This is a genomic window from Ruthenibacterium intestinale (genome assembly GCF_040096265.1).
Taxonomy (GTDB): Bacteria; Bacillota; Clostridia; order Oscillospirales; family Ruminococcaceae; genus Ruthenibacterium; species Ruthenibacterium komagatae.
Genome location: NZ_JBBMFA010000101.1, coordinates 63662 through 83798 on the forward strand (window position 1 = coordinate 63662; position 20137 = coordinate 83798).

Here is a 20137-nt window from a genome sequence, read left to right on the forward strand (position 1 = left end):
TAAGGGATATCGTTTTTCAGGGGCAAGCCACAGCCGCCGAAAATAGGGCAAGGGGGCTCAAGAGACATTTTCTGCTGCCTGATTCTGCAAAAAGTATAGCAGAGCCTGTTCCTGATCTATGGGGAAAGTACGGGGGAGCCACAATGTTTTGGTGAATGGCTTTTTCTGGCTGGAGCCATAGGCGTCCCTAGTCTTTTTGGTAAACTGACCATGGACACGAATGGAACGCTTGCCAATATGATAGCTCTCCAGCCGGAGTAAGGTAAATGTGAATTCCACCCGCTCTTCCATGCTGCCGCTGTATCCGGTATAGTACAGCTGGTTCTGTGTAAGATAAACCCGCTGCACTAAGGAAGTGCCAGAGCAGTTGGCCCAATACATCAGCAGAGGAATAAACAAAAAAACAGCAGCAGCCATCAACGCCAAAAACGGTATCCTCAGCAGCCGGACGGATAAAAGCTCCTGGGAGTTCTTGGTGAGAGCAAGCACAAATCCCGAAGTTAGGCAAACGCCGGGGCAGATCAGCAGAGCCAGTATCTTCGGCAGCCGGAGATATCGTTTCCGGCGATTCAGATCAGTTTCCAGCACCAGAACATCTGACTGGACGGCCTTCTGCTTTTCCTGTGCTCGCTTATTTTCGTGCTTTGCCTTGTCTCCCTGATAACCGGAGATAAAAGAAAGAATGAGGGGAGGCAGGAGAAAAAGTAAGGCGGTCAGGGCAATCGTAAAAATGAATGCGTTGCTTGCAGCTCTTGGCAATGGGGCAAAGGTGACGATACAGACCAGCAGTGTCAGCAGCTCCAAAATCAGCAGGTAGAAGCCCACCGGCAGAAAGACGTTCAGAAACCGCTTTCCCTTCAGGGAATACCGTTTGCTTCTTTCAAGGTTCCGCAGTCCTTTGCCTTGGATAGTTCCGGACGCAAGGTCGGAAACCGTTTGTGCGTTGGACAGGTTGGCAAACAGCAGCAGGGCGGTGACAGCGAACAGGATTCCCCGGCTTCTCTCGGAGACGTCCGGTTCCCGGCGTTTTGCCGCAGCGATGAAAGTAAGAATAATTTTAACAAAGAGTGTCAGGTAAATCGGCCCGAACAGCATGAAGAACATCCGCAAATTTAAAAACATTTCTTCGGATAATCCAAGCCGCCTGGCCGGTACAAAGGAGAGCAGCAGGCCGGCGGCAATAAATACCGCATAGGATACGATAGCTTTCAGCAGCCATTTTCCAAATCGCATGCTTCGCTTTTCCTGCATTGTCCTTACCCCCAGTCTGCTGGATTTGCATTTTCTTGATTTGAAAATGACAAACATCCGACCGTTACCGCCAGGATATCGATGAAGCTGCGAAGGATTAGGTCGGGAATGTCAGCGGCATAAAGAAGTTAAAGAGAACTAAATTCACTCCAAACAGCAGGCCGCCCAGGATGAGCGCCCGCTTTATCCGGCCGCCGCTGTCCACATACCGATTCAGCCATACCATCACGCAGGAGGTTGCAATACCTGTTAACAAACACCACAGCACTGTTTCCAATGGCTTCTCATCAAAGGAAAAGTAAATGTCAAGGAAGAGATATTGTAGCATCCGTCCTGCAAAAAAGCAGGCGGTCACGGTTGGCACAGGGAGAATGGGAAAAGGCAGATTCTCTTTATCTGCCTGCTGTGCGGGATTCCCAAACAGCCGCCCCAGCAGCAGGCCCATAACGATCAGCGCCAAGCTGTCAGCTATCGGGTAGGTAATCCGGTCCAGAGGCGCCACATGCGGCAGTGGCTCTAAAAGATAAACGATCCATACGACACAGCAGGAAAGGCCTGCTTCAGCCCCCGCAAAATCCGATTCCCACCTATTCTCGTCCGGATGAGCAGGAACAACGCGGCAATCAGGGAGTAAGCAAAAATACCGTAAACAGTAAAAGCCAGCGGCATGGTGCCGTTTTGTGCGAAAATACTGGGTGCCAGGACCGTTTGCTCGCTAGCCGGGATGGAAAGCTGCCCAATGATGCGGACGACGGTGGTGGCAAGGCCGACCAAAAAAATTTTCAGGATGTTTTTCATTGTCTTGTTTATTTTGTTTCCCTCTGGATTTCCCAAATAATCGGTTCCAGTACGCCGAAGTCTGTAAAATCTACCTGCTTTCCATAGGTCTCTATGAGCGCCCGGTCTTCCGCCGTTTGTTTTTCAAGGGGAGTCCGGCGCAGGGATTGGTACAGCAGCTTCATCATCGTCCGGTGACCGAACGAGAGCTTTTGGTAATCGATCCCGCCGCGAAGATAAAAAACCTTCGCCCGGTCAAGCAATCTGGCGGGGAGTTGCCTTTGCAGAGAAGCGCGGATGTTGTTCAGGTTTTCCGGTTCGTTGGGGTCGGCCAGCCCTACGGTAACGATAAGCAGCTTTTGCCCATCCCGAAGAGAAAAGCCCCGCAGGGTTTTCATAAGGCCCAGGATGCCGCCGGCATACAGGCCGCCCAGATAAACGATTATTTTTTTGTCCGAAAGAGCCGGTGCGTCTTTGTAACTGACTGCGGGAATGCCGGTTTGTTCGGACAACTTTTGCGCATACCGGTATGTGCTGCCATATTGGCTGCCGTAAAGGATGACGTCTTTCATATCCAACCTCTATATTAATAAAAAGCAGGCCAAGAGCAGTTAGGAAAAAAGTCCTGCATAGCACCGTCTTATAATTTGATATACATATTTATTTTATAATACTATAGTTTGGATTAAGAGTCTACCTTCACGGCCTTCTCCTTTTGCATTTGTTTCTCCATGATTTCAGCAAAGATTATCCGAAGGCTAAAGTGGTCAATAAAGATATAACACAAATTTTACACAGGTTTTATGTTGTTGTGGTAGATACTTTTACGACGATACGATTGTCGCTTGGGGCTGCGGCACCACCAAGAAAAAAGGCGGTCGCTGTTCCAACAAGGATATCCCGGAGCGAGTTCTCCGTGAAGCCTGCGCTACGGCGCTTGGACTGGAAGAATTTGATGAAGATGTTTTCCTTGAGCGTGTGGACCACATTCAGGTGTTGGAAGGTCAGGTTTTGGAGTTTCATTTTTACGATGGCACAACGGCCTTGCAGGAATGGGTATCCACAGCCAAGAAAGATTGCTGGACGGATGAACATAAAGATCGCCAGCGTGAATGGATGAAAAACTACATGGCCAACGCTTCGGATGGTCGTTTCTCGGAATTTACCACCAGAATCCGCTGCGAACACTGTGCCAGCACCTTTAGAAGAAATACGCAGCCCAGCAAGTCAGCCAATGGCGGCAAGATGCATTATTGGCGCTGCCCGACCTCTGGCGACTGCGTTACCACCGGTATTCGTGAAGACAGGCTCAAAGACATAACCGCTTCGGTGATGGGCCTTGCAGAACACGATGCGGATGCCTTCAAAGAGCAGGTTGAGTACATTTCCGTTTCCGATGATATGAAGCTGAGCTTCCACTTCTTCGATGGAAGGGAGCCGGTGGTCCAGTACAACACCAAGCGCCAAGGCACACCTTGGACGGAAGAGAGGCATAAAAAATTCTCGGACTCCATGCAGGGCAAATACACTGAGGAGCGCCGAGAAGCTATGAGCCAAAGAATGAAACAGATAAGGAGTGAGAAACATTGGTCGTCCAAAAGAAAGTAACCACCATACCGGCATCGCTGACCCGCTTTACAGCGACGCCGATCACAGAATTAAAGAAGCGCCGTGTGGCCGGATATGCCCGTGTTTCCACTGACCACGATGACCAGTTCACCAGCTACGCTGCGCAGATTGATTACTACACCAACTACATCAAGAGCCGAGACGATTGGGAGTTTGTCGAGGTCTACACCGATGAGGGCATAACAGGTACCAGCGTCAAGCACCGTGAAGGCTTCAAACGCATGGTAGCCGATGCACTGGCCGGTAAGATTGACCTTATCGTTACCAAGTCGGTCAGCCGATTTGCACGTAATACAGTCGACAGCCTTACCACCATTCGCCAGCTCAAGGAAAAAGGCATCGAGGTGTATTTCGAGAAGGAGAACATCTGGACCTTTGATGGCAAGGGCGAACTGCTCCTGACCATCATGTCCAGCCTTGCGCAGGAAGAAAGCCGCAGCATTTCCGAGAACTGCACTTGGGGCCAGAGAAAGCGGTTTGCAGATGGTAAGGTCACCGTTCCGTTTAACCGCTTCCTTGGCTACGACCGTGGCCCGGACGGAAACTTGGTGGTCAATCCTGAACAGGCAGTCATCGTCCAGCAGATTTACGCAATGTTCCTGCAGGGAATGAGCTACCACGGCATTGCCAAGAAGCTGACCGCTGACGGTATTCCGACTCCCGGCGGCAAGGATAAATGGAGCATTTCCACCGTCCGCAGTATTCTCAGTAACGAGAAGTACAAGGGCGATGCGCTCCTGCAGAAGTCCTACACCGTGGATTTCCTGACAAAGAAGACCAAAATCAACGAGGGCGAAATCCCGCAGTACTATGTCGAGGATAACCACGAAGCCATTATTTCACCGGAGATTTTCGCAATGGTCCAGCGTGAAATGACCAAGCGTGGCCGTGGCAAGAAGTACCACAGCAGCGTACACGCCTTTTCTTCCAAAATCCGCTGCGGACATTGCGGAAGCTGGTACGGCTCAAAGGTCTGGCATTCCAACAGCCAATACCGCAAAACCATCTGGCAGTGCAATCACAAATTCGATGGTGACAAGCGCTGCGACACTCCGCACCTTTGCGATGAGGACATCCAGCGCCTGTTCCTATCGGCGGCAAACAAGCTGCTGGTGGACAAAGACGCAGTCATCGCCAACTGCCGTGAGATGATGGATCTGCTCTTTAACACCATGGGGCTGGAAGCAGAACAGGCTACTCTGCTGGAAGAAACGCAACTCATCTCAGATATGGTGCATCAGACCATTTACGAAAATGCCCACGTCGCCCTCGACCAGACTGAATACCAGAAACGCTACGACAATCTGACCAAACGCTTTGAAACCGCCAAGCAGCGCCTTGAGACGGTTATGGCAGAGCTGGATCGGATGCAGACCCAGAGAGCCGACATTGAAGCCTTCGTCGAGAGCTTCAAGGCCCTGCCGGATACGCTCACCGAGTTCAAGCTGGAAAACTGGCACTCGCTGGTGGATTACGCCACCGTTTACAGCACCGACGATATCCGCTTCACCTTCAAGAATGGACAGGAAATCCAAGCATAAACCCATAAACGAACGCCTCACTACTGGTTTTGACGCCAGCAGTGAGGCGTTTTTGCGTTATTTATCTGCCGCTTCTTCGTTTGAAGTTTCTTGTTCCTTTTCGACCTCCGGCACTGCATACCCGCCGGTCATATTTGAAAGGAACGGATAGTAATGGAATGTATCTTTGGAGCAGATAGAAATAAACATCTCATGCTCATAACCAGTTAACACCGCAGAATATTTCCTATAGGCAAGTTCCCTTGCATCCTTTATAGAACGGTTTTCTCCATCTTCTGGCTTTAATATGCCAACAATATTCTGTGTTCCATTTTCTCTGAGCATAATAATAGGATACGGAGAGTTAAAAAACTCTATACTTTCGTCTTGCGATCCATCCATTCTGTCACAGCAAAGAATAAAATGATACTCGTCAAGAATTTGAGAAGGATCAACCTCAATGTAGTAGTAGTGGTTTTTGGGAGATTTCATTGCTTCGAAATCTTCTTTGCTATCAAAAAACAAGTATGTAACAGGGTTTTCAAATCTATGGGTTACGTGTGTATTGTCAGCACTCGCATAGTAACTCTCCACATAGGCCTTAGACGAGTCAAGAAGGCCTGTACAAAAGTCAATTTTTCCTTTCAGCACTGTTAGCGCATCTTCTTTTACGTGTGGCCTTCCGTCCTTGGAAAATTCCGGCACGCTCACACTCCCCTTAATGGCTAAAACATCAAATCGATTATCCACGTAGATCTGTCGACGATGCTTCAACGTATTATTGAAGTCTGCAACATACTCATACTCTGGGGATGAGGTAAGTGTACTAATAGTGGCAATGAAAGGGCCAGAGTATTCTGGAAAACTCGATAATTTACTTACAACCTTTGGTAACGATACTCTTTCCATTGGTACACCATCTTCAGCAAACAAACTGGCATTTATCCACTGAGCAAAAGTATCGAAGAAGTTATGTAGCAAACTCATTATCTCCATAGTTAACTTATCCATCATAACCGTCGGAGATACTTGAGTACCGAAATACTCAATGCAGTTTGTGTGAGCTTTATATGCACCCTTTCCGGTGGTAAGTGCATCCTCGTAGACTTTTTCAACATATGTTTTCTCGTTTTCTTGATACTGTGCGATAACCGTCTCAAGGGCAGAATAGCTTAATTCTGCCAAATACAACTTATATGCACTCGCTTCGAAATACTGATATGCATCAGCAACTTTTTTGTCTTTCAGCAATTTCATAAATTTATAATCGCTCATCATGATCCCACCTTTTTTATTGATTGAATCCGGGCCAATGTTTCCAGCATATGCTTTCCGATGGCTTCTGGATCATTTTTATACGCTTCACAGATGAGCCTAAGCCCATCTGGTGTTAATATTCTACCGTTATTTCGATCTTTACACAACTGCTGGTAATCCTCCAGCTCTTTTTTTGATATTGTCGGCATTTTCAAATCTCCCATATACAAAAATAGCGCCAGTCACTCAACCGACACCCTAAACGACACCCCGACACCCTTGTGCCTATGCCGCATATCTTTGTATCAAATAGCGAGTCTTAATTTCTGCGATGGTTTTCATGGGTTCGGGGCGAACACACTCCACCATTGCCTGGATCAGCGGACGGGGTGTGAAGTATTGCCCGGCGCCGCTTTTGATGTCCTCTGCGTTTTTCTGCAGCAGGCCTTCGTAGATCTCGCCCTTGACATCGGTGGACATGGAAACCCAGTTTTCCCGGTCGATCATCTGGACGATGCGGTACAGGATGGCTGCGTTGTTGATCTTGTTGGTGGCACCTTTGAAAATTTTGCCCAGGGTACCGCCTTGCTCGCCCAGGGTTTCCAGGATGGTTTTATACTTTTCTTCCAGTTCGGTGCCCTTTAAATCGCACATATCTGCCCAGCTGCATCCCGCGGGAATGCCGGTCTGCCGCTTATAGGGCGGTTTGGCGTATTCATCGGACATCTTCAGAAAAATCAAATAGGTGAGCTGTTCCAGATAGTCACCATAGGACACGCCGTCGTCCCGCAGAGGACCGCACATGCCCCAGACTTTGGAAATTATGCTTGTAGTTTGTTCGGACATGGATTTTCCTCTCCTGATTTCACGCGATATGGAACTTGATTGATTTTGGATTCGAGATACAAATACTTTTCGCGGACGGAATCATCTGTTGTGCTGTTGAGGATTTTTTGTATATGGTCACAAAAGCGAATGTAACTTCCATCTTTTTGCCCCCATACATAAAGCATCACAAAACTATCAATAAAATAGAAAGCGTCATAGTCTCTGATCAAAAGCATTTCCATATAAGCCTTTGATGCCGGATCTGCCGTACAGCTATCAACGGTTTCTTTTGTGATGATTATTCGGGGAACCTTGGCATTTCGCTCCTCCAACAGGTATGCATTCGTAAGGCCGGTCCCAAATGTGACATCCCCATTTGCGTAAATGTCTCCTTGGACAATTCCTCCTCTTACCAGTATAGGATGTTCAAGGCGCCACAGCCGCACTTGTAAATATGCACACAACCCGACTAACACGGGAAGCGAATTATCTACACTGGTAGGAATATATAAGCAGATGCTGTCAGACATGACTTTGAGATGTACATTATCAAGACTGACAAGAGGCTGATGGGTTTCGTCACATGTAATAAGATATTGCGTATTTATTTCATCGAATATTTTTACTATTTCGGGGCAGGTATGAGAGCGGACCAATTCCTTAAAGCCCAATATATCAAGAAAGGCAATATAACTATTCACATATTCATCAGACATATTATAATTTCCCCTCAAAGGCTTGTTTCAAAATGCTCTGGCGCAGGGCTTCTGCTCGCTGTAAAGAAGTGTCAATGGATTGTTCGATGCTGTCACAGATGGATAAGGAACGCTGGATTTTGTTTACTATACCTGTCTGATCACAAGATTTTGGATTTGGAACATACATAGACTTTATTTGTTTGGTATTGATTCGAGGTCTCGTGGCGCCGTGAACCTGATGAATAAGTGTGTTATAAAGCTGCTTTGTCATAAGATAATACATAATGAACTGAGGCAACACATCTTCTTTTAAACGTATAACTACACAGTCTGCCTTGTTTATGGCATTTCCAATTGATTTTGGCATTTGGCATACCTTGATCGAGTTTGATATAAAAGTAGAAATTATTAAATCTGATGGATATATAGTATGTTTTGAGAGCTGTGCATACTTTTCAGGGGAAATAAATGATTTTTTACTATCATCAAACCACCCATCCTTCAAATTTTCGAGACGCACAACTCTTACTCCAGATTCAACATAATCTGATGTTTTTAAATTTGAGCCGAAAGGGCCATCAAATATTTTGTCTGATATGGAGTCTAAGGTCAGATATGATTCTTTAGGCAGAGCTAAAAAGGCCTCTTTTAGTACTGACTGGCGATAGACTTTCAGCCTTCCTTTTGCGGTTTGAAACTCTGCCACGCTGGCATCCAGCCGGGAAAACAACTCCTCAATTTTGGAGACAATCCGCTCCTGCTCAGTAAAATCTGGAACCGGCACTTCAATATTTTTAACGACGTTTTGCGTAATCGCTTTGAAAGTCGTTCCGGTTCCAGACTTCTGCAATTGTGCCTCATAGTATCGGAAAAAGTACAATAGATATTTTAAACAAATACTACTATTTGGGCGGATGGCAGTTAGGCCACGCCCAATACATACTTTACAAGGGGCCAGGTTTGTTGGTCCGACAGGGGCGCGGACCGATAAAAGGATATCATCTTTTTCGGCAATTTTGGTGGGCTGAGAACAGTAGTTTTTTATTTCAGGATATAGTGGCCCAAAGTCAGCCTTGCCTTGGAAAAACGGAAGCCCATCACCAGAAGTATTATAGTATTTTGACTCCGGAGACTGTCCCGCTGTAATGGTAGCAATATCCTTAAGAAGATATTTGGGTATCTCATTTTTCATATTCGCATTTATTCCCACAATTCTTGCAATATACAGATGTGTATCCACGGTCTTGAAGTATTTTCATTTGATAGAGCTTGTTTTCTTTCGCCCAGCACAGAGCACAATAAGGCAAATGCTGTTCATCATCATTAAGGGAGATAAAAGGCTGCTTGTGCCGGACAATGCGTGCCTCTAAATCCTTTGCCTTGCGCAATTCTGCGTTTTCGCCTTTTAACTGTGCATTTTCTTCTTGTAAATCAAGGGCCTGGGCACATAAATCTAAAAGTTGGCGATAAAGTTCAACATTATCAGCCTTTTGCGCCACACTAAGGGCGTCCTTAAAAGCGTCATAAAATCCCATTGCTTTACTCCTTACGCTACCAATTCCTGATTCATTTCTGTCAATATCGCTTCGTACTGCTCCCCGAATACCTCGTAGAACCGTCCCAGGCCGCCCTTGCGGTCAAAGGGGCTCAGGTCCAGGTCCTCGGTCTGGATGCTCAGGGAGGTGGCAATGTGATCCTTCACCAACTGGAGCCACTCCATCTGCTCGGGCGTAAAATGCACCGCGCCGGCATTGCGGCGGAAGGTCCATTGCTGGAAGTTATAGTTTACCTTATCTGCAAAGGGCTGTAAACTGTCCGCCTGGCCCATCTCAAACCGAATCATGGACACAAGATCCGCCAGCTGACGCAGGGTACTGCTTCCTTTGACCTTGTCCGGCTTCTTGATGACATAGCAGTCCCACAGCCTTTCGATGGTCACGCCTTTGCCGCGCAGTTTCTGGTAGAGAGTCTTCAGCTTCTCAATGGCCATGGGGCGATCCCGATAGGTCTGGCTGTACAGGATGCGCAGCGCAATGATTTCATCCTTGTTTTCCTCGATGAACTCGTGGAACGTCCGGATTACCCGGTCGGCGGTCTCCTCCTTCTGGGTGTCAAAACCGGCAAACAGAAGGGTGTCCGGGTTGGTGTTGTCGATGATCTGCTCATGGCTGCGGCGGACATTTTCGATGAAATCCCGGACTTCCGGGCGGCAGAAAGGCGCTGCGGCCTGCCCGGCGGCCTCCCGCTGCACCGTCTGCAGCTGTTCCTCGGTGGGGGTGGGGGTCTGGAATTTCCCCTGGGCCTGGGCCGTCAGCACGTCCTCGTCGAAGGCGTTGAGCAAATTCTCCGCCAGCTGATTGGCTGGCAGGCCGACCACCTGGGCAAACTCCTTGCGCTCGCTGGGGCTCATCTGGCTGTTCAGCCGGATCACACGATTGGCAAGGGAAGTCAGGGTATCTGCATCCCGCGCGCCCAGCGCCACATTCAACATGAGTTCTTTCATGGAAACCGAAGGCTTGCGCTCCAGGGTGCGGGTCTCGGACTTTTTGGATTTGGTGACGCCTACGGCGTCCACAATGACAAAATGGTCCTTGTTCTCGGTGGCGGAAGGGGTGACTTTCTGCAGGTCATCCTTGCCCAGAACGCGGGTGCCACGGCCTTTCATCTGCTCAAAATAGTTCTTGCTGCGCACGTCCCGCATGAAAATCAGGCACTCGATGGGCTTTACATCGGTGCCGGTGGCGATCATATCCACGGTGACCGCAATGCGGGGGTTATAATTGTTGCGGAAGTCGCTCAGGATTTGCTCCGGGTTATCGGCAGCGTAGGTGATTTTCTGGCAGAACTCGTTGCCTTCGCCAAATTCTTTGCGGACGATCTGAATGATGTCGTCGGCATGGCTGTCGGTCTTGGCAAAAATCAGCGTTTTGGGCACTTCCTTACGCCGCGGGAACAGGGTGGTGAACAGATTCTCCCGGAAAGTGCGAATGACCATACGGATCTGGCTGGGATTGACAATGTCCCGGTCCAGCTGCGTGGGAACATAGTTTACATCCTCATCCAGCTGTTTCCAGCGCTTTTCACGGGAAAGACGGTTGCGGCACTCGATGAGCTGCTTCATAATATGGGCGCCGCTCTGCGTCACCTGGGTTTCAATGAGAAAGATATCTTCGCCCACGTTGACGCCGTCGATGATGGCCTGCTCACGGGAGTATTCACTGACCACATTTTCCTCGAAGAAGGCAAAGGTACGCTTGTCCGGCGTCGCGGTCAGCCCCACGAGAAAGGCATCGAAATAGTCCAGCACCTGCTGCCAGACATTATAGATGGAGCGATGACATTCATCGATGATGATGCAGTCAAAAAATTCGGGGGGATATTTGGCGTTGTAGACGACTTCTTTGGCTGTCTGACGCTCCGCGGTGGTCATCTCATTGAGAGAGGTCTCTTCGGCGGACTCGTCCAGCTCTTCCCCTTTCAGAATGGAGTACATCCGCTGAATGGTGCTGATGCACACCTGCACATCCTGGGGAATATAAGAGCTTTTCAGACGGCGGACGCCGTAAATCTCCGAAAAAGAGCGGTTGTCATCGTTGGGACGGTAGGCCAGAAATTCCCGCTCGGCCTGTTCGCCCAGGCTTTTGGTGTCCACCAGGAACAACACACGGTTGACTTTGGCATACTTCAGCAAACGGTACACCGCTGTGATGGCGGTAAAAGTTTTGCCGGCGCCGGTGGCCATCTGCACAAGAGCTCTGGGGCGGTTCTCGGCAAAAGAACGCTCCAGATTCTGAATGGCCGTGATCTGACAGCTGCGGAACCCGGTGGTGTCAAACGGCGGAAAATGCTTCATGTTATTGCGAATGGTGTCATCCGCTTTCAACAGAGCACGCAGACTTTCCGGACGATGGAAACTGAAAATTGGACGGGAACGGTATTTCTGATCGGCATAGTCGGTAAAGCGGGTTAGTTTGCTGGTGGCCTCATAGGCAAACCGGATGGTGTATCCCGTTTTGACCCATTTGAAGGTGCTGCCGGCATAACGGCTGGACTGGCCTTCCACGGTGGTGATGTCCTGCCCTTTTTCGTCCGCTTTGGCCTCTACGACGCCCACAGGGGTGCCGTCCACAAAAAGCGCATAATCCACCGGCCCGGTACTGGTGGGAAACTCCCGCACCGCCACACCGGGTCCTGCCACAGGATTCAACTGGCGCATATCCTGCAAGATCCAGCCGGACTGCGTCAGCCGCTGGTCAATGGCTTCCCGCGCTTTTTGCTCCGGGGTCATCACAAACACCTCCGCCGTTCGTTTCGTTTTGCTCTATTATATCATGTCGAACCAGGAAAAGGCTATTGGTAGAAGAAAGGACTTTAAAAATCTGGACGGAATAATATTTGGGATGATTCATTACTTCCAGCTTTGGCTTGCTTCCTTATTTCAAAGATTATTTTTTCATAATTTGTCTGAAACGATATAAAAGGCGCACATTCTGCAATGTGCGCCTTTTGCATGACAGAGAATCGTTATTCCAAGTTGAAAACGGTAACTTCATTCTCGCCGGGAAAGCATTTTTTTATGCAGAATGAGTACGTGTTCAAGTCGGCAGAGAGGGAAGCGGAATGACCTTGATGAAACCAGCGTATAAAAAGTTTGTGCGGCGCTGTGCTGACGGCCGTGATCTGACTTTCCCAGGAAAAAGCGGGAAACGTATTGCGGAACTGCAGCAAAGAAAGCTGTTGGCAGACGACATCATGCGAGAGCAGGGAAACGGCTTGTTCAAAAGAAAGATTGCTTCGGTTTATCTCTTTGTGTCCGCTGCCGCCGGCCCGGCGCACGGCTTCCAGATCGTTTTTGCCCGCGAACAGATCCAGATACCACACCTGCGGTTTGCCCGGCATAAACAGCTGAATGGCCCGTGCCAGCAGCATTTTTTGATCCGATTCCCCCAAGGCACTGTAATAGGTGCAGTTTACCTGATAGTAAATGTTTTTTGCGCCGTGAAGATCCTTGACAAGGCCGCCGCGTTGCTGGAGAAGATCGATCATCTCCTGAATGCGGGCTTCGGGCAAGAGGCCTTTCAAGTCCAGCAAGGGAATGCCGTCGTGGCAGCCCAGCATGTTGACCACCCGAAGCCCTTTGGATTGAATGTCCCGGATCCAACGCAGCAGATATTCACAGGTATGATGCTCGAATGCATCCAGCAGCAAGCCGGGCAGGAAAAAGTCATAGGTCATACAACCGGAGGCGCACAACGCCTCGTGCGTTTTGTCCGCGTACGAGGAGTGAATTTCCGGCAGAAGCTCAAGATCGTATTTTTGGGCGATGGAGCGGACGCGCTGCAAAATCTGCCAGGTTTCCGGTTCGTTTAGAAAGTTGCGCGCACCCGGTTTCTTGGAAGCGTAGGCAAAAGCATCCAGGCGGATCAGCTGCGCGCCGTATTCTGCCAGCTGATGCAGTGTCTCATCGTAGAATTCCCACACCAGAGGGGAATCAATGTTGAGATCCATTTGACCGAGATAACGCCGGTGTGCTTCCAGGTAATCCACGACATCTTCCCGATATTCTTCCAGAGCGCCGAACTCTATTTCACGCGGCTTTTCTCCGCGTGCAAGTGCATCGTTGACCAGTGAGGCGATCCGCTCTGCCGCCAAATACTGGATCGAAAGCGCACGGACCAGTTCCAGCGCATCGACTGCAGGGTACTGGACCTCTTGATAAAAAGTGTTCCAGTAAGGAATTTCCTTGCCGTCGGGCATGCGGACCATCAGAATGGGCAGGCCCGGCTTTCGGAAGAACATGTGCTCGATCAGAGAGGGGTCCGGTTGGATGTATCCTTCCGGCGTCATGGCGCCGTGCCCTTCCCAAAAAGCGTTCCAATTGATAAAAAAGTCTTTGTATCGGGATGTTTCTCCTTTTTTCAAAAGATCCTGAAATTGCGGGGAGAGCACGGAAGCGTGGTTTAAAATCAGATCAAATTTCAGGGAAATGCCCAATTTGTGCAGCGCGGTCAAATCTTCCCGGCGCGCATAGCATTTATTCAGGCCATAATCAATGACGGAAAACCCTCGATCCAAATCTGTGTTGAACACGCTGGGCAAAATGTAGAATGCCTGAAAAGCGTGCGCGAATTCCGGCCGATGCAACAGCGCGACGATTTCGCTTAAGGTGCCGCCGATGCTGTCCGGATAAGCGTTCAGCATGGGCCCGGCGGACATTGTCCATCCATGTTTCATAGTTTCACCCCCACAATTATTTCATAATGCTGCAGAATTCCTCGTAGGACAGCAGCCGGCCGCTCTTTGAGAGAATCAGTTTCGCTTTGCGGGCCTGGGCGGTCAAAAGAGCTTGCTCGATTTCCAGCACCATGGTGGTGAACGGACTGTCGGTTTTCCCGTCGCGATTGCGCTGCCGGCGATGGGCCAGCGTTTCCTGCGGCGTACTGTTGAGCAAAATGGGAAGATCCACTCCGCTTAAAAAGTCGCTGTTGCTGTGTGTCCATTCGATGATCAAAACGGATGTATCGCTGAAATCGACCAGGTCGTACCACAACTGCGCCTCTTCACGCCCCATACGCTTGAGCATAATGGCTTGAGCTCCATTTTGAAATTGTGCAATAATATCGGTAACACGTGAAAAATCAATTTCATTGGGCGTGCCAAGATACCCCTTCAATCCATTTCGGCCGGCCGCTTGGTAAACAGAGAGCCAAGGATGAACTTCGCACAGGCGCGGATCTGCATCTTGGTCCTGCAGCATCATCTGGTGCAGAATAACGCCGATTTCATCGGTGTACACCCCGTGGGCAAACAGTCCTTTGATGCCGCTGTCACGAAAGACACGCATTCGTTCCGCATCGTTGTGCCTGGGAATGCGATAGGGATAGTTGTCCCCCGAGAGAATGTAACACGGCACGTCCAGTTGCCGCAGATACCAGCCCAAAAGAGAGGCTGTTTCCGATTTTCCCACGCCCGATCCGCCGCAAACGCCGATTACACAGCGGGGATATTTTTTTTGCTCCAACGTATTGGCCAGCAAAGAGATCAGCGGCGGGAACAGTGTGTTGGCTTTTTGAATGTGCCCTTCGTCGATCACAATCTTATCGCCCGGCATGTCCCCGTGAGGGATTTCCGGTGGAATGTGCTGCGGAACAAGCGGAGTACCCTGTCCCAGCAGAGCGTGCAGGCGGTTTGACAATGTGTGTTCCATGTTCATGTCTCCTCTTTTGTTTATGATTGGGATTTTAAAGCAGTGCGTTTGACTTCCCACCAGAGCTATGCAATAATAGCGGATATAAGCAAGACGGGAGGAAACGCATCCATGGCAACCTTGAAAGACGTAGCACAGCTGGCGGGTGTGACCGTGACAACAATCTCGCGCATGCTGAACAACCGCGCCAATGTCAGCCCTAAAACACGGGCGAAAATTGAGCAGGCCATGCAGGATTTGGATTATCAGCCGAATGAAATTGCCCAATCTCTGATCAAACAGAAGAGCAATATCATCGGTTTGATCGTCCCTTCCGCGCGCAACTTTTTTTTCAGTATGGTGGTTGAGCACGTGGAGCGGTATGCAAGCCGGAGCGGATATAAACTGCTGCTTTGCATTTCAGACCTGGAACTGCGCAAGGAAAAAGAGTATTTTAATATGCTCAAGGGCAACAAGGTGGCGGGCGTGATTCTTGCCAGCCATACGCAGAATTTGGAAAAACATATCTCCGTGACACAGCCTCTGGTCACCATCGATCGCACGGTCTCGGAAGAAATTCCCTCCGTGTGCGCGGACAACTACAACGGCGGACGTCTGGCCGCCCGGCACCTGTTGGAACGAGGGTGCAAAAATCTTGCCTATATCAGCGGCAGCGCAAACATCAAGATGGACGCCAACAAGCGCTACATCGGTTTTTGCGATGTGTGCCGAGAGCAAAATGCCAAAACGCCCCTCATGGTGGATGCAAGTGAACAGCAGTTTATCACCATGAAATATCAGAATTTGATTCATGAGCTGTTTGAAAAGCATCCGGGTGTGGACGGGATTTTTGCGTCCAACGATATCATCGCCGCGCAGATCTTGCAGTATTGTGCCGGCGCGGGCATCTCCGTGCCGAAAGAGCTGAAGGTGGTCGGATACGACGACATCGACCTGGCTTCCCTGTGTGTCCCACAGCTGACCACCATTCGGCAGCCCGTGGAGGCGATCTGTAAGTGCGCGGTGGAACAGATCGTACACGCGGCAAAAGGAGAAACCGTTCCGAACAACGTGACCTTCCCGGTGGAACTGGTGGTGCGCGAAACCACCTGAAAGTTTCTACATATAAGGCTAATCCATAATCTTAAAAATGTCAATCGATTAACATAAATTTTGAATGTAAATTTCTTTTGGCCATTCATAGTGAGTTTACACAAAGAAAAATTGGTGTATCTATCCGCGCTGTATGCCGGGTTGCTTTTGGGACATCTTAAAATGACCACATTTTAAATCTCAAAAAAGAATAATATTTATCAAAAATACACAAAAATGCAAGGCGAAATTCTATTGCTAAAAAATGTTAATCGATTGACATATTCTTTTTGATCGATTATGCTTTTAGTAGTGCTTCATGAAACAGAGACAAAACAGCAAGACAACCGATGCAAAGAAGGAGTTTGAAGCCATGGAGAGAACAAGGGTTATTTCAAAACGGAAAGGCCGTCGCAAACAGACCTTGAGTCTGCTGCTGATCGCCGCGCCGGGCATTCTTTATCTGCTGATCAACAACTATATTCCCATGTTGGGCGTTTTTCTTGCATTCAAAGATTTCAACTATATGAAAGGCGTGTTCGGCAGCGATTGGTGCGGCTTTCAAAATTTTGAGTTTCTGTTTCGCACAAAAGATGCGTTTATCATGACGCGCAACACGCTTTTATACAACGCGGCTTTCATTGTGATCGGCACCATTTTTTCCATTTTTGTGGCAATTCTGCTCAGTGAGATGGGCGAACGCCTGCGAACCAAGTTCTTTCAGGCTTCTCTGCTGTTGCCGAATCTTTTGTCGTGGGTCATTATCGGCATTGTGGGCTATGCTTTCTTCAATGCCGACAACGGCTTCTTGGACAAAACCGTTCTGCCGGCGCTGGGCCTGGACCCGATCTCCTGGTATTCCACTCCGGAATATTGGCCGTTTATTTTACTTTTGGTATTTCTGTGGAAAAACACCGGTTACACATCCATCATCTACATGGCCGGCATTGCGGGAATCAGCAAGGAGATTTATGAGTCCGCTCAGTTGGACGGCGCGGGCAAGTTGAAACAGATTTGGTACATCACGCTGCCCTTGCTGAAACCGACGATCATTATCACTACACTGATGATGGTGGGACGTATTTTTTATTCCGACTTCGGCTTGTTTTACCAGGTTCCCCAAAACGCGGGAGCGCTGTTCTCCGTGACGCAGACCATCGATACATACGTATATCGCGCGCTGATGACTTCGAACAACGTGGGCATGGCGGCCGCAGCTGCTCTGTTCCAATCCGTGGTGGGCTTTGTACTGGTGCTGGGCGCCAACGCTCTGGTCCGCAAGCTGGATTCGGAAAACGCACTGTTTTGAGTAGGAGGAACGGAAAATGACAGAACAGAAACGAGCGGTCCGCGTGTCGACCGCCATTACCCTGGTGTTGGTGATCGCAACCCTGATCCCCATCCTGCTTCTGGTGCTGGCCTCCTTCACCGATGAAAAAGAAATTTTGTCCAGCGGGTATACCCTGTTTCCCAAAAACTGGAGCCTGGATTCTTACGTTTACATGATCCGACAGGGCGGCACCATCTTCCGCGCCTACGGCATTTCGATTTTGGTCACGGTGATCAGCACGGTGGCCAGCGTGTTTATCACCACCATGCTGGCCTATCCCATGTCCCGCAAAAGCTTCAAGTACCGCAACATTCTCGCCTTTTTTGTGTTTTTTACCATGCTGTTCAACGGCGGCGTTGTGGCATCCTATATCATGTGGACGCGCTTCTTTCATATCAAAGACACCCTGCTGGCGCTGATTCTGCCCAATTATCTGGTGACGGCTTTCAATGTGATTTTGGTGCGGAATTATTATCAGAACAACATCCCGGAATCCCTGATTGAGTCGGCTCAGCTGGATGGCGCGGGCGAGGGCACCATTTTTTTCAAGATCATGCTTCCCCTGGCGGTGCCCACGGTGGCAACCATCAGTCTGTTCACGGGGCTCACGTACTGGAACGACTGGATCAACGGCCTTTACTTTATCAACGATACGAGCCTGTTCGGCATTCAGAACTTTTTGATCCGCATCATGAACAACATTCAGGCACTGAAAAGTACGGCGGCCACCAGCGGGGTGGCAATCACCGTGGAATTGCCCAGTTCGTCGGTGCGCATGGCGCTGGCCGTCATCGGCATGCTGCCGATTTTGGTCATCTTCCCGTTTGTGCAAAAGTATTTGATCCGCGGCGTCGTAGTGGGCGCGGTAAAGGGTTGAAACGCACCTTTGCGGTGCGAACGATACAGTATCATAAAGAAAAGAGGAGAAAAGATGAAAATGAAGAAACTCATCGGATTGCTTGTGTGCGTCACCATGGCCCTGACGGCCTGCAGCGGCACGGCAAGCAGTTCCACCAGCGCGTCGGGATCCGGAGCCTCAGCCGGTGAGGTGGAGGAGATCGTGTTTGCTACCTGGACCATCAACTCTCCCCCCACCGAGGAGGGATTGCAGGCCGTAGAAGATGCGATCAACGAGATCACCGTGGATAAGATTGGTGTAAAAGTGGACTATCAGGTGTATCCGATGGCCGAATACTTTAACAAGGTGTCAATGGAATTGCAGAGCGGCGGCCAGATCGATGCATTTTGCGCGGTGCAGAATTTTCAGTCGATTCTGTCCAGTGATATGTGCTATGACATTACCGATTTGCTGGACGAAAACTGCCCGGATGTGAAAGAGCTGATCCCTGAGGATTGGTGGAGCTGTGTATCGCAGGACGGACGCATCTACGCGCTTCCCATTTGGTTGCCCAGCGCCCTGTACATCAATCTGACCTGGCGCAGCGACATTGCGGATGAGCTGGGCATCAGTCTGGACGATGTCAATTCGGTGGAAGATCTGAGCGACGTGTTCGCCAAGGTGAAGGAAGCTCACCCCGAGATGTATCCTCTGATCGGCGGAAACCTGGGCTGGGGCGGTTGGACCGGCATGACGTACGCCATTCCCGGTGTGGATGCCATGGGGGATAATCCGCTCATGCCCGCCGGCGTGCTCATGGGCGACAGCGACACGGTTGTGAACCTGTTTGAGACCGAGGAATATGCCGAGCAGATGGCGCTGGTGCGCGATTGGTATCAAAAAGGGTACATCATGCAGGACCTTGTCACCTATACGGGTACGAACATTGATTTGCTGGCAGCCGGAAACGGATTCGCCAATATCACCGGCCAGGGCGGACATCCGGATTATGTGGCCACCAACGGATCCAACCAGACCGGTCAGCCGCTGGAGGGCAAAGCCCTGGGAGAGGCGGTTCTCAGCACCAATAACGTGACCAATCAGCCGCTTTGCGTGGCGTCCACCAGCGAACATCCCGAGGCGGCGCTGAAGTTCTTGAATCTGACCTATTGCGATGCGGATATTGCCAACTTGATTCAATGGGGCATCGAGGGCCGCGACTATGTGGTGAATCCGGACGGCACGGTCCAGCCGCCCGAGGGCTTTGATTCCGCTTCCGTCCCCTATCCCGGCGGTTATATGAACTACGGAAATATGTATAGCGGATTGGAATATCCGGCGGTCGGGACATCCCAGGAAAGCGTTGAGTTCGGTGTGGAAAACAACTACAATGCCGCACATTCCCGTTCCTTCGGCTTCGTGTTTGATCCCAGCAACGTCACCGCCCAGTACGCGGCTGTGAACAATGTAATCATGCAGTATTACTCCGGCCTTGACTGCGGCAGTGTGGACCCGGAGACCACCATCCCCGCGTTCAACCAGGCCTTGAAAGATGCGGGCATCGACGAAATTATCGCCGAAAAACAGGCGCAGTACGACGCCTGGAGAGCGGCGCAATAACGCAGCGGCACGGACCACCCGAAGAAAACAGCCCCGGCATTGCCGGGGCCGTTTTTCAAAAACGATGAATCACTTGTTGCGGCGGACAAAATTACATACAATAAATAGTAC

General features: G+C 49.8%; 20 protein-coding genes. 6 read left to right on the top strand and 14 right to left on the bottom strand.

Going from position 1 to position 20137, the window contains the following annotated elements:
• Positions 1–57 precede the first annotated feature (57 nt).
• The 5 genes from WMO24_RS11550 to WMO24_RS11570 form a co-directional block, all read right to left on the bottom strand.
• Positions 58–1233 (bottom strand): hypothetical protein, encoded by a 1176-nt coding sequence (locus tag WMO24_RS11550; RefSeq protein ID WP_349216593.1) that lies wholly within the window; start codon positions 1231–1233, stop codon positions 58–60.
• Between the two features lie 115 nt (positions 1234–1348).
• On the bottom strand, positions 1349–1696 hold the full coding sequence (locus WMO24_RS11555; protein WP_349216594.1) for a hypothetical protein: 348 nt from the start codon (positions 1694–1696) through the stop codon (positions 1349–1351).
• A 71-nt stretch (positions 1697–1767) separates the two neighbouring features.
• Entirely contained in the window at positions 1768–2049 is a 282-nt protein-coding gene (locus WMO24_RS11560) for a hypothetical protein (RefSeq protein WP_349216595.1), read from the bottom strand.
• Between the two features lie 8 nt (positions 2050–2057).
• A complete protein-coding gene (locus WMO24_RS11565; RefSeq protein WP_349216596.1) occupies positions 2058–2600 on the bottom strand; it encodes a flavodoxin domain-containing protein in 543 nt (180 codons plus the stop codon).
• Positions 2601–2829: 229 nt separating this feature from the next.
• The gene (locus WMO24_RS11570; protein ID WP_349216597.1) at positions 2830–3051 is read right to left on the bottom strand and encodes a hypothetical protein; all 222 of its coding nucleotides are present in this window, start codon (positions 3049–3051) and stop codon (positions 2830–2832) included.
• Here WMO24_RS11570 and WMO24_RS11575 point away from each other — a divergent pair.
• Positions 3040–3636 carry a recombinase zinc beta ribbon domain-containing protein gene (locus WMO24_RS11575; RefSeq protein WP_349216598.1) on the top strand — a complete coding sequence of 199 codons (597 nt, stop codon included), beginning with the start codon at positions 3040–3042 and terminating at the stop codon, positions 3634–3636. The two genes, WMO24_RS11570 and WMO24_RS11575, sit on opposite strands and share 12 nt — an antisense overlap.
• Complete coding sequence (locus tag WMO24_RS11580; protein WP_349216599.1) at positions 3615–5198, top strand: recombinase family protein; 1584 nt, start codon at positions 3615–3617, stop codon at positions 5196–5198. The genes WMO24_RS11575 and WMO24_RS11580 overlap by 22 nt, the downstream gene beginning before the upstream one ends.
• A 57-nt stretch (positions 5199–5255) precedes the next feature.
• Here WMO24_RS11580 and WMO24_RS11585 read toward each other — a convergent pair whose 3' ends face one another.
• The 9 genes from WMO24_RS11585 to WMO24_RS11625 form a co-directional block, all read right to left on the bottom strand.
• On the bottom strand, positions 5256–6434 hold the full coding sequence (locus tag WMO24_RS11585; protein WP_349216600.1) for a hypothetical protein: 1179 nt from the start codon (positions 6432–6434) through the stop codon (positions 5256–5258).
• 17 nt (positions 6435–6451) lie between these two features.
• Positions 6452–6643, bottom strand: a complete 192-nt coding sequence (locus WMO24_RS11590) for a cytochrome C (RefSeq protein ID WP_349216601.1) — start codon at positions 6641–6643, stop codon at positions 6452–6454.
• Positions 6644–6719: 76 nt separating this feature from the next.
• On the bottom strand, positions 6720–7280 hold the full coding sequence (locus tag WMO24_RS11595) for an N-6 DNA methylase (protein WP_349216602.1): 561 nt from the start codon (positions 7278–7280) through the stop codon (positions 6720–6722).
• Positions 7256–7978: a hypothetical protein gene (locus tag WMO24_RS11600; RefSeq protein WP_349216603.1), complete on the bottom strand. Its 723-nt coding sequence runs from the start codon at positions 7976–7978 to the stop codon at positions 7256–7258. Before WMO24_RS11600 ends, WMO24_RS11595 begins: the two co-directional genes overlap by 25 nt.
• Before the next feature lies 1 nt (position 7979).
• On the bottom strand, positions 7980–9200 hold the full coding sequence (locus tag WMO24_RS11605) for a restriction endonuclease subunit S (RefSeq protein WP_349216604.1): 1221 nt from the start codon (positions 9198–9200) through the stop codon (positions 7980–7982).
• Positions 9142–9495: a chaperone modulator CbpM gene (locus WMO24_RS11610; RefSeq protein WP_349216605.1), complete on the bottom strand. Its 354-nt coding sequence runs from the start codon at positions 9493–9495 to the stop codon at positions 9142–9144. Before WMO24_RS11610 ends, WMO24_RS11605 begins: the two co-directional genes overlap by 59 nt.
• A gap of 11 nt (positions 9496–9506) precedes the next feature.
• Entirely contained in the window at positions 9507–12248 is a 2742-nt protein-coding gene (locus WMO24_RS11615; protein ID WP_349216606.1) for a type I restriction endonuclease subunit R, read from the bottom strand.
• 236 nt (positions 12249–12484) lie between these two features.
• On the bottom strand, positions 12485–14194 hold the full coding sequence (locus WMO24_RS11620; protein ID WP_349216607.1) for an alpha-amylase family protein: 1710 nt from the start codon (positions 14192–14194) through the stop codon (positions 12485–12487).
• A 16-nt stretch (positions 14195–14210) separates the two neighbouring features.
• Positions 14211–15167, bottom strand: a complete 957-nt coding sequence (locus tag WMO24_RS11625; protein WP_349216608.1) for a nucleoside/nucleotide kinase family protein — start codon at positions 15165–15167, stop codon at positions 14211–14213.
• 111 nt (positions 15168–15278) lie between these two features.
• Here WMO24_RS11625 and WMO24_RS11630 point away from each other — a divergent pair, with 111 nt between their 5' ends.
• The 4 genes from WMO24_RS11630 (at position 15279) to WMO24_RS11645 (ending at position 20026) form a co-directional block, all read left to right on the top strand.
• A complete protein-coding gene (locus tag WMO24_RS11630; RefSeq protein ID WP_349216609.1) occupies positions 15279–16259 on the top strand; it encodes a LacI family DNA-binding transcriptional regulator in 981 nt (326 codons plus the stop codon).
• 352 nt (positions 16260–16611) lie between these two features.
• Positions 16612–17547: an ABC transporter permease gene (locus WMO24_RS11635; protein ID WP_349216610.1), complete on the top strand. Its 936-nt coding sequence runs from the start codon at positions 16612–16614 to the stop codon at positions 17545–17547.
• Positions 17548–17563: 16 nt separating this feature from the next.
• The gene (locus tag WMO24_RS11640; RefSeq protein WP_349216611.1) at positions 17564–18445 is read left to right on the top strand and encodes a carbohydrate ABC transporter permease; all 882 of its coding nucleotides are present in this window, start codon (positions 17564–17566) and stop codon (positions 18443–18445) included.
• A gap of 54 nt (positions 18446–18499) precedes the next feature.
• Positions 18500–20026 (top strand): extracellular solute-binding protein, encoded by a 1527-nt coding sequence (locus WMO24_RS11645; protein WP_349216612.1) that lies wholly within the window; start codon positions 18500–18502, stop codon positions 20024–20026.
• Positions 20027–20137 lie beyond the last annotated feature (111 nt).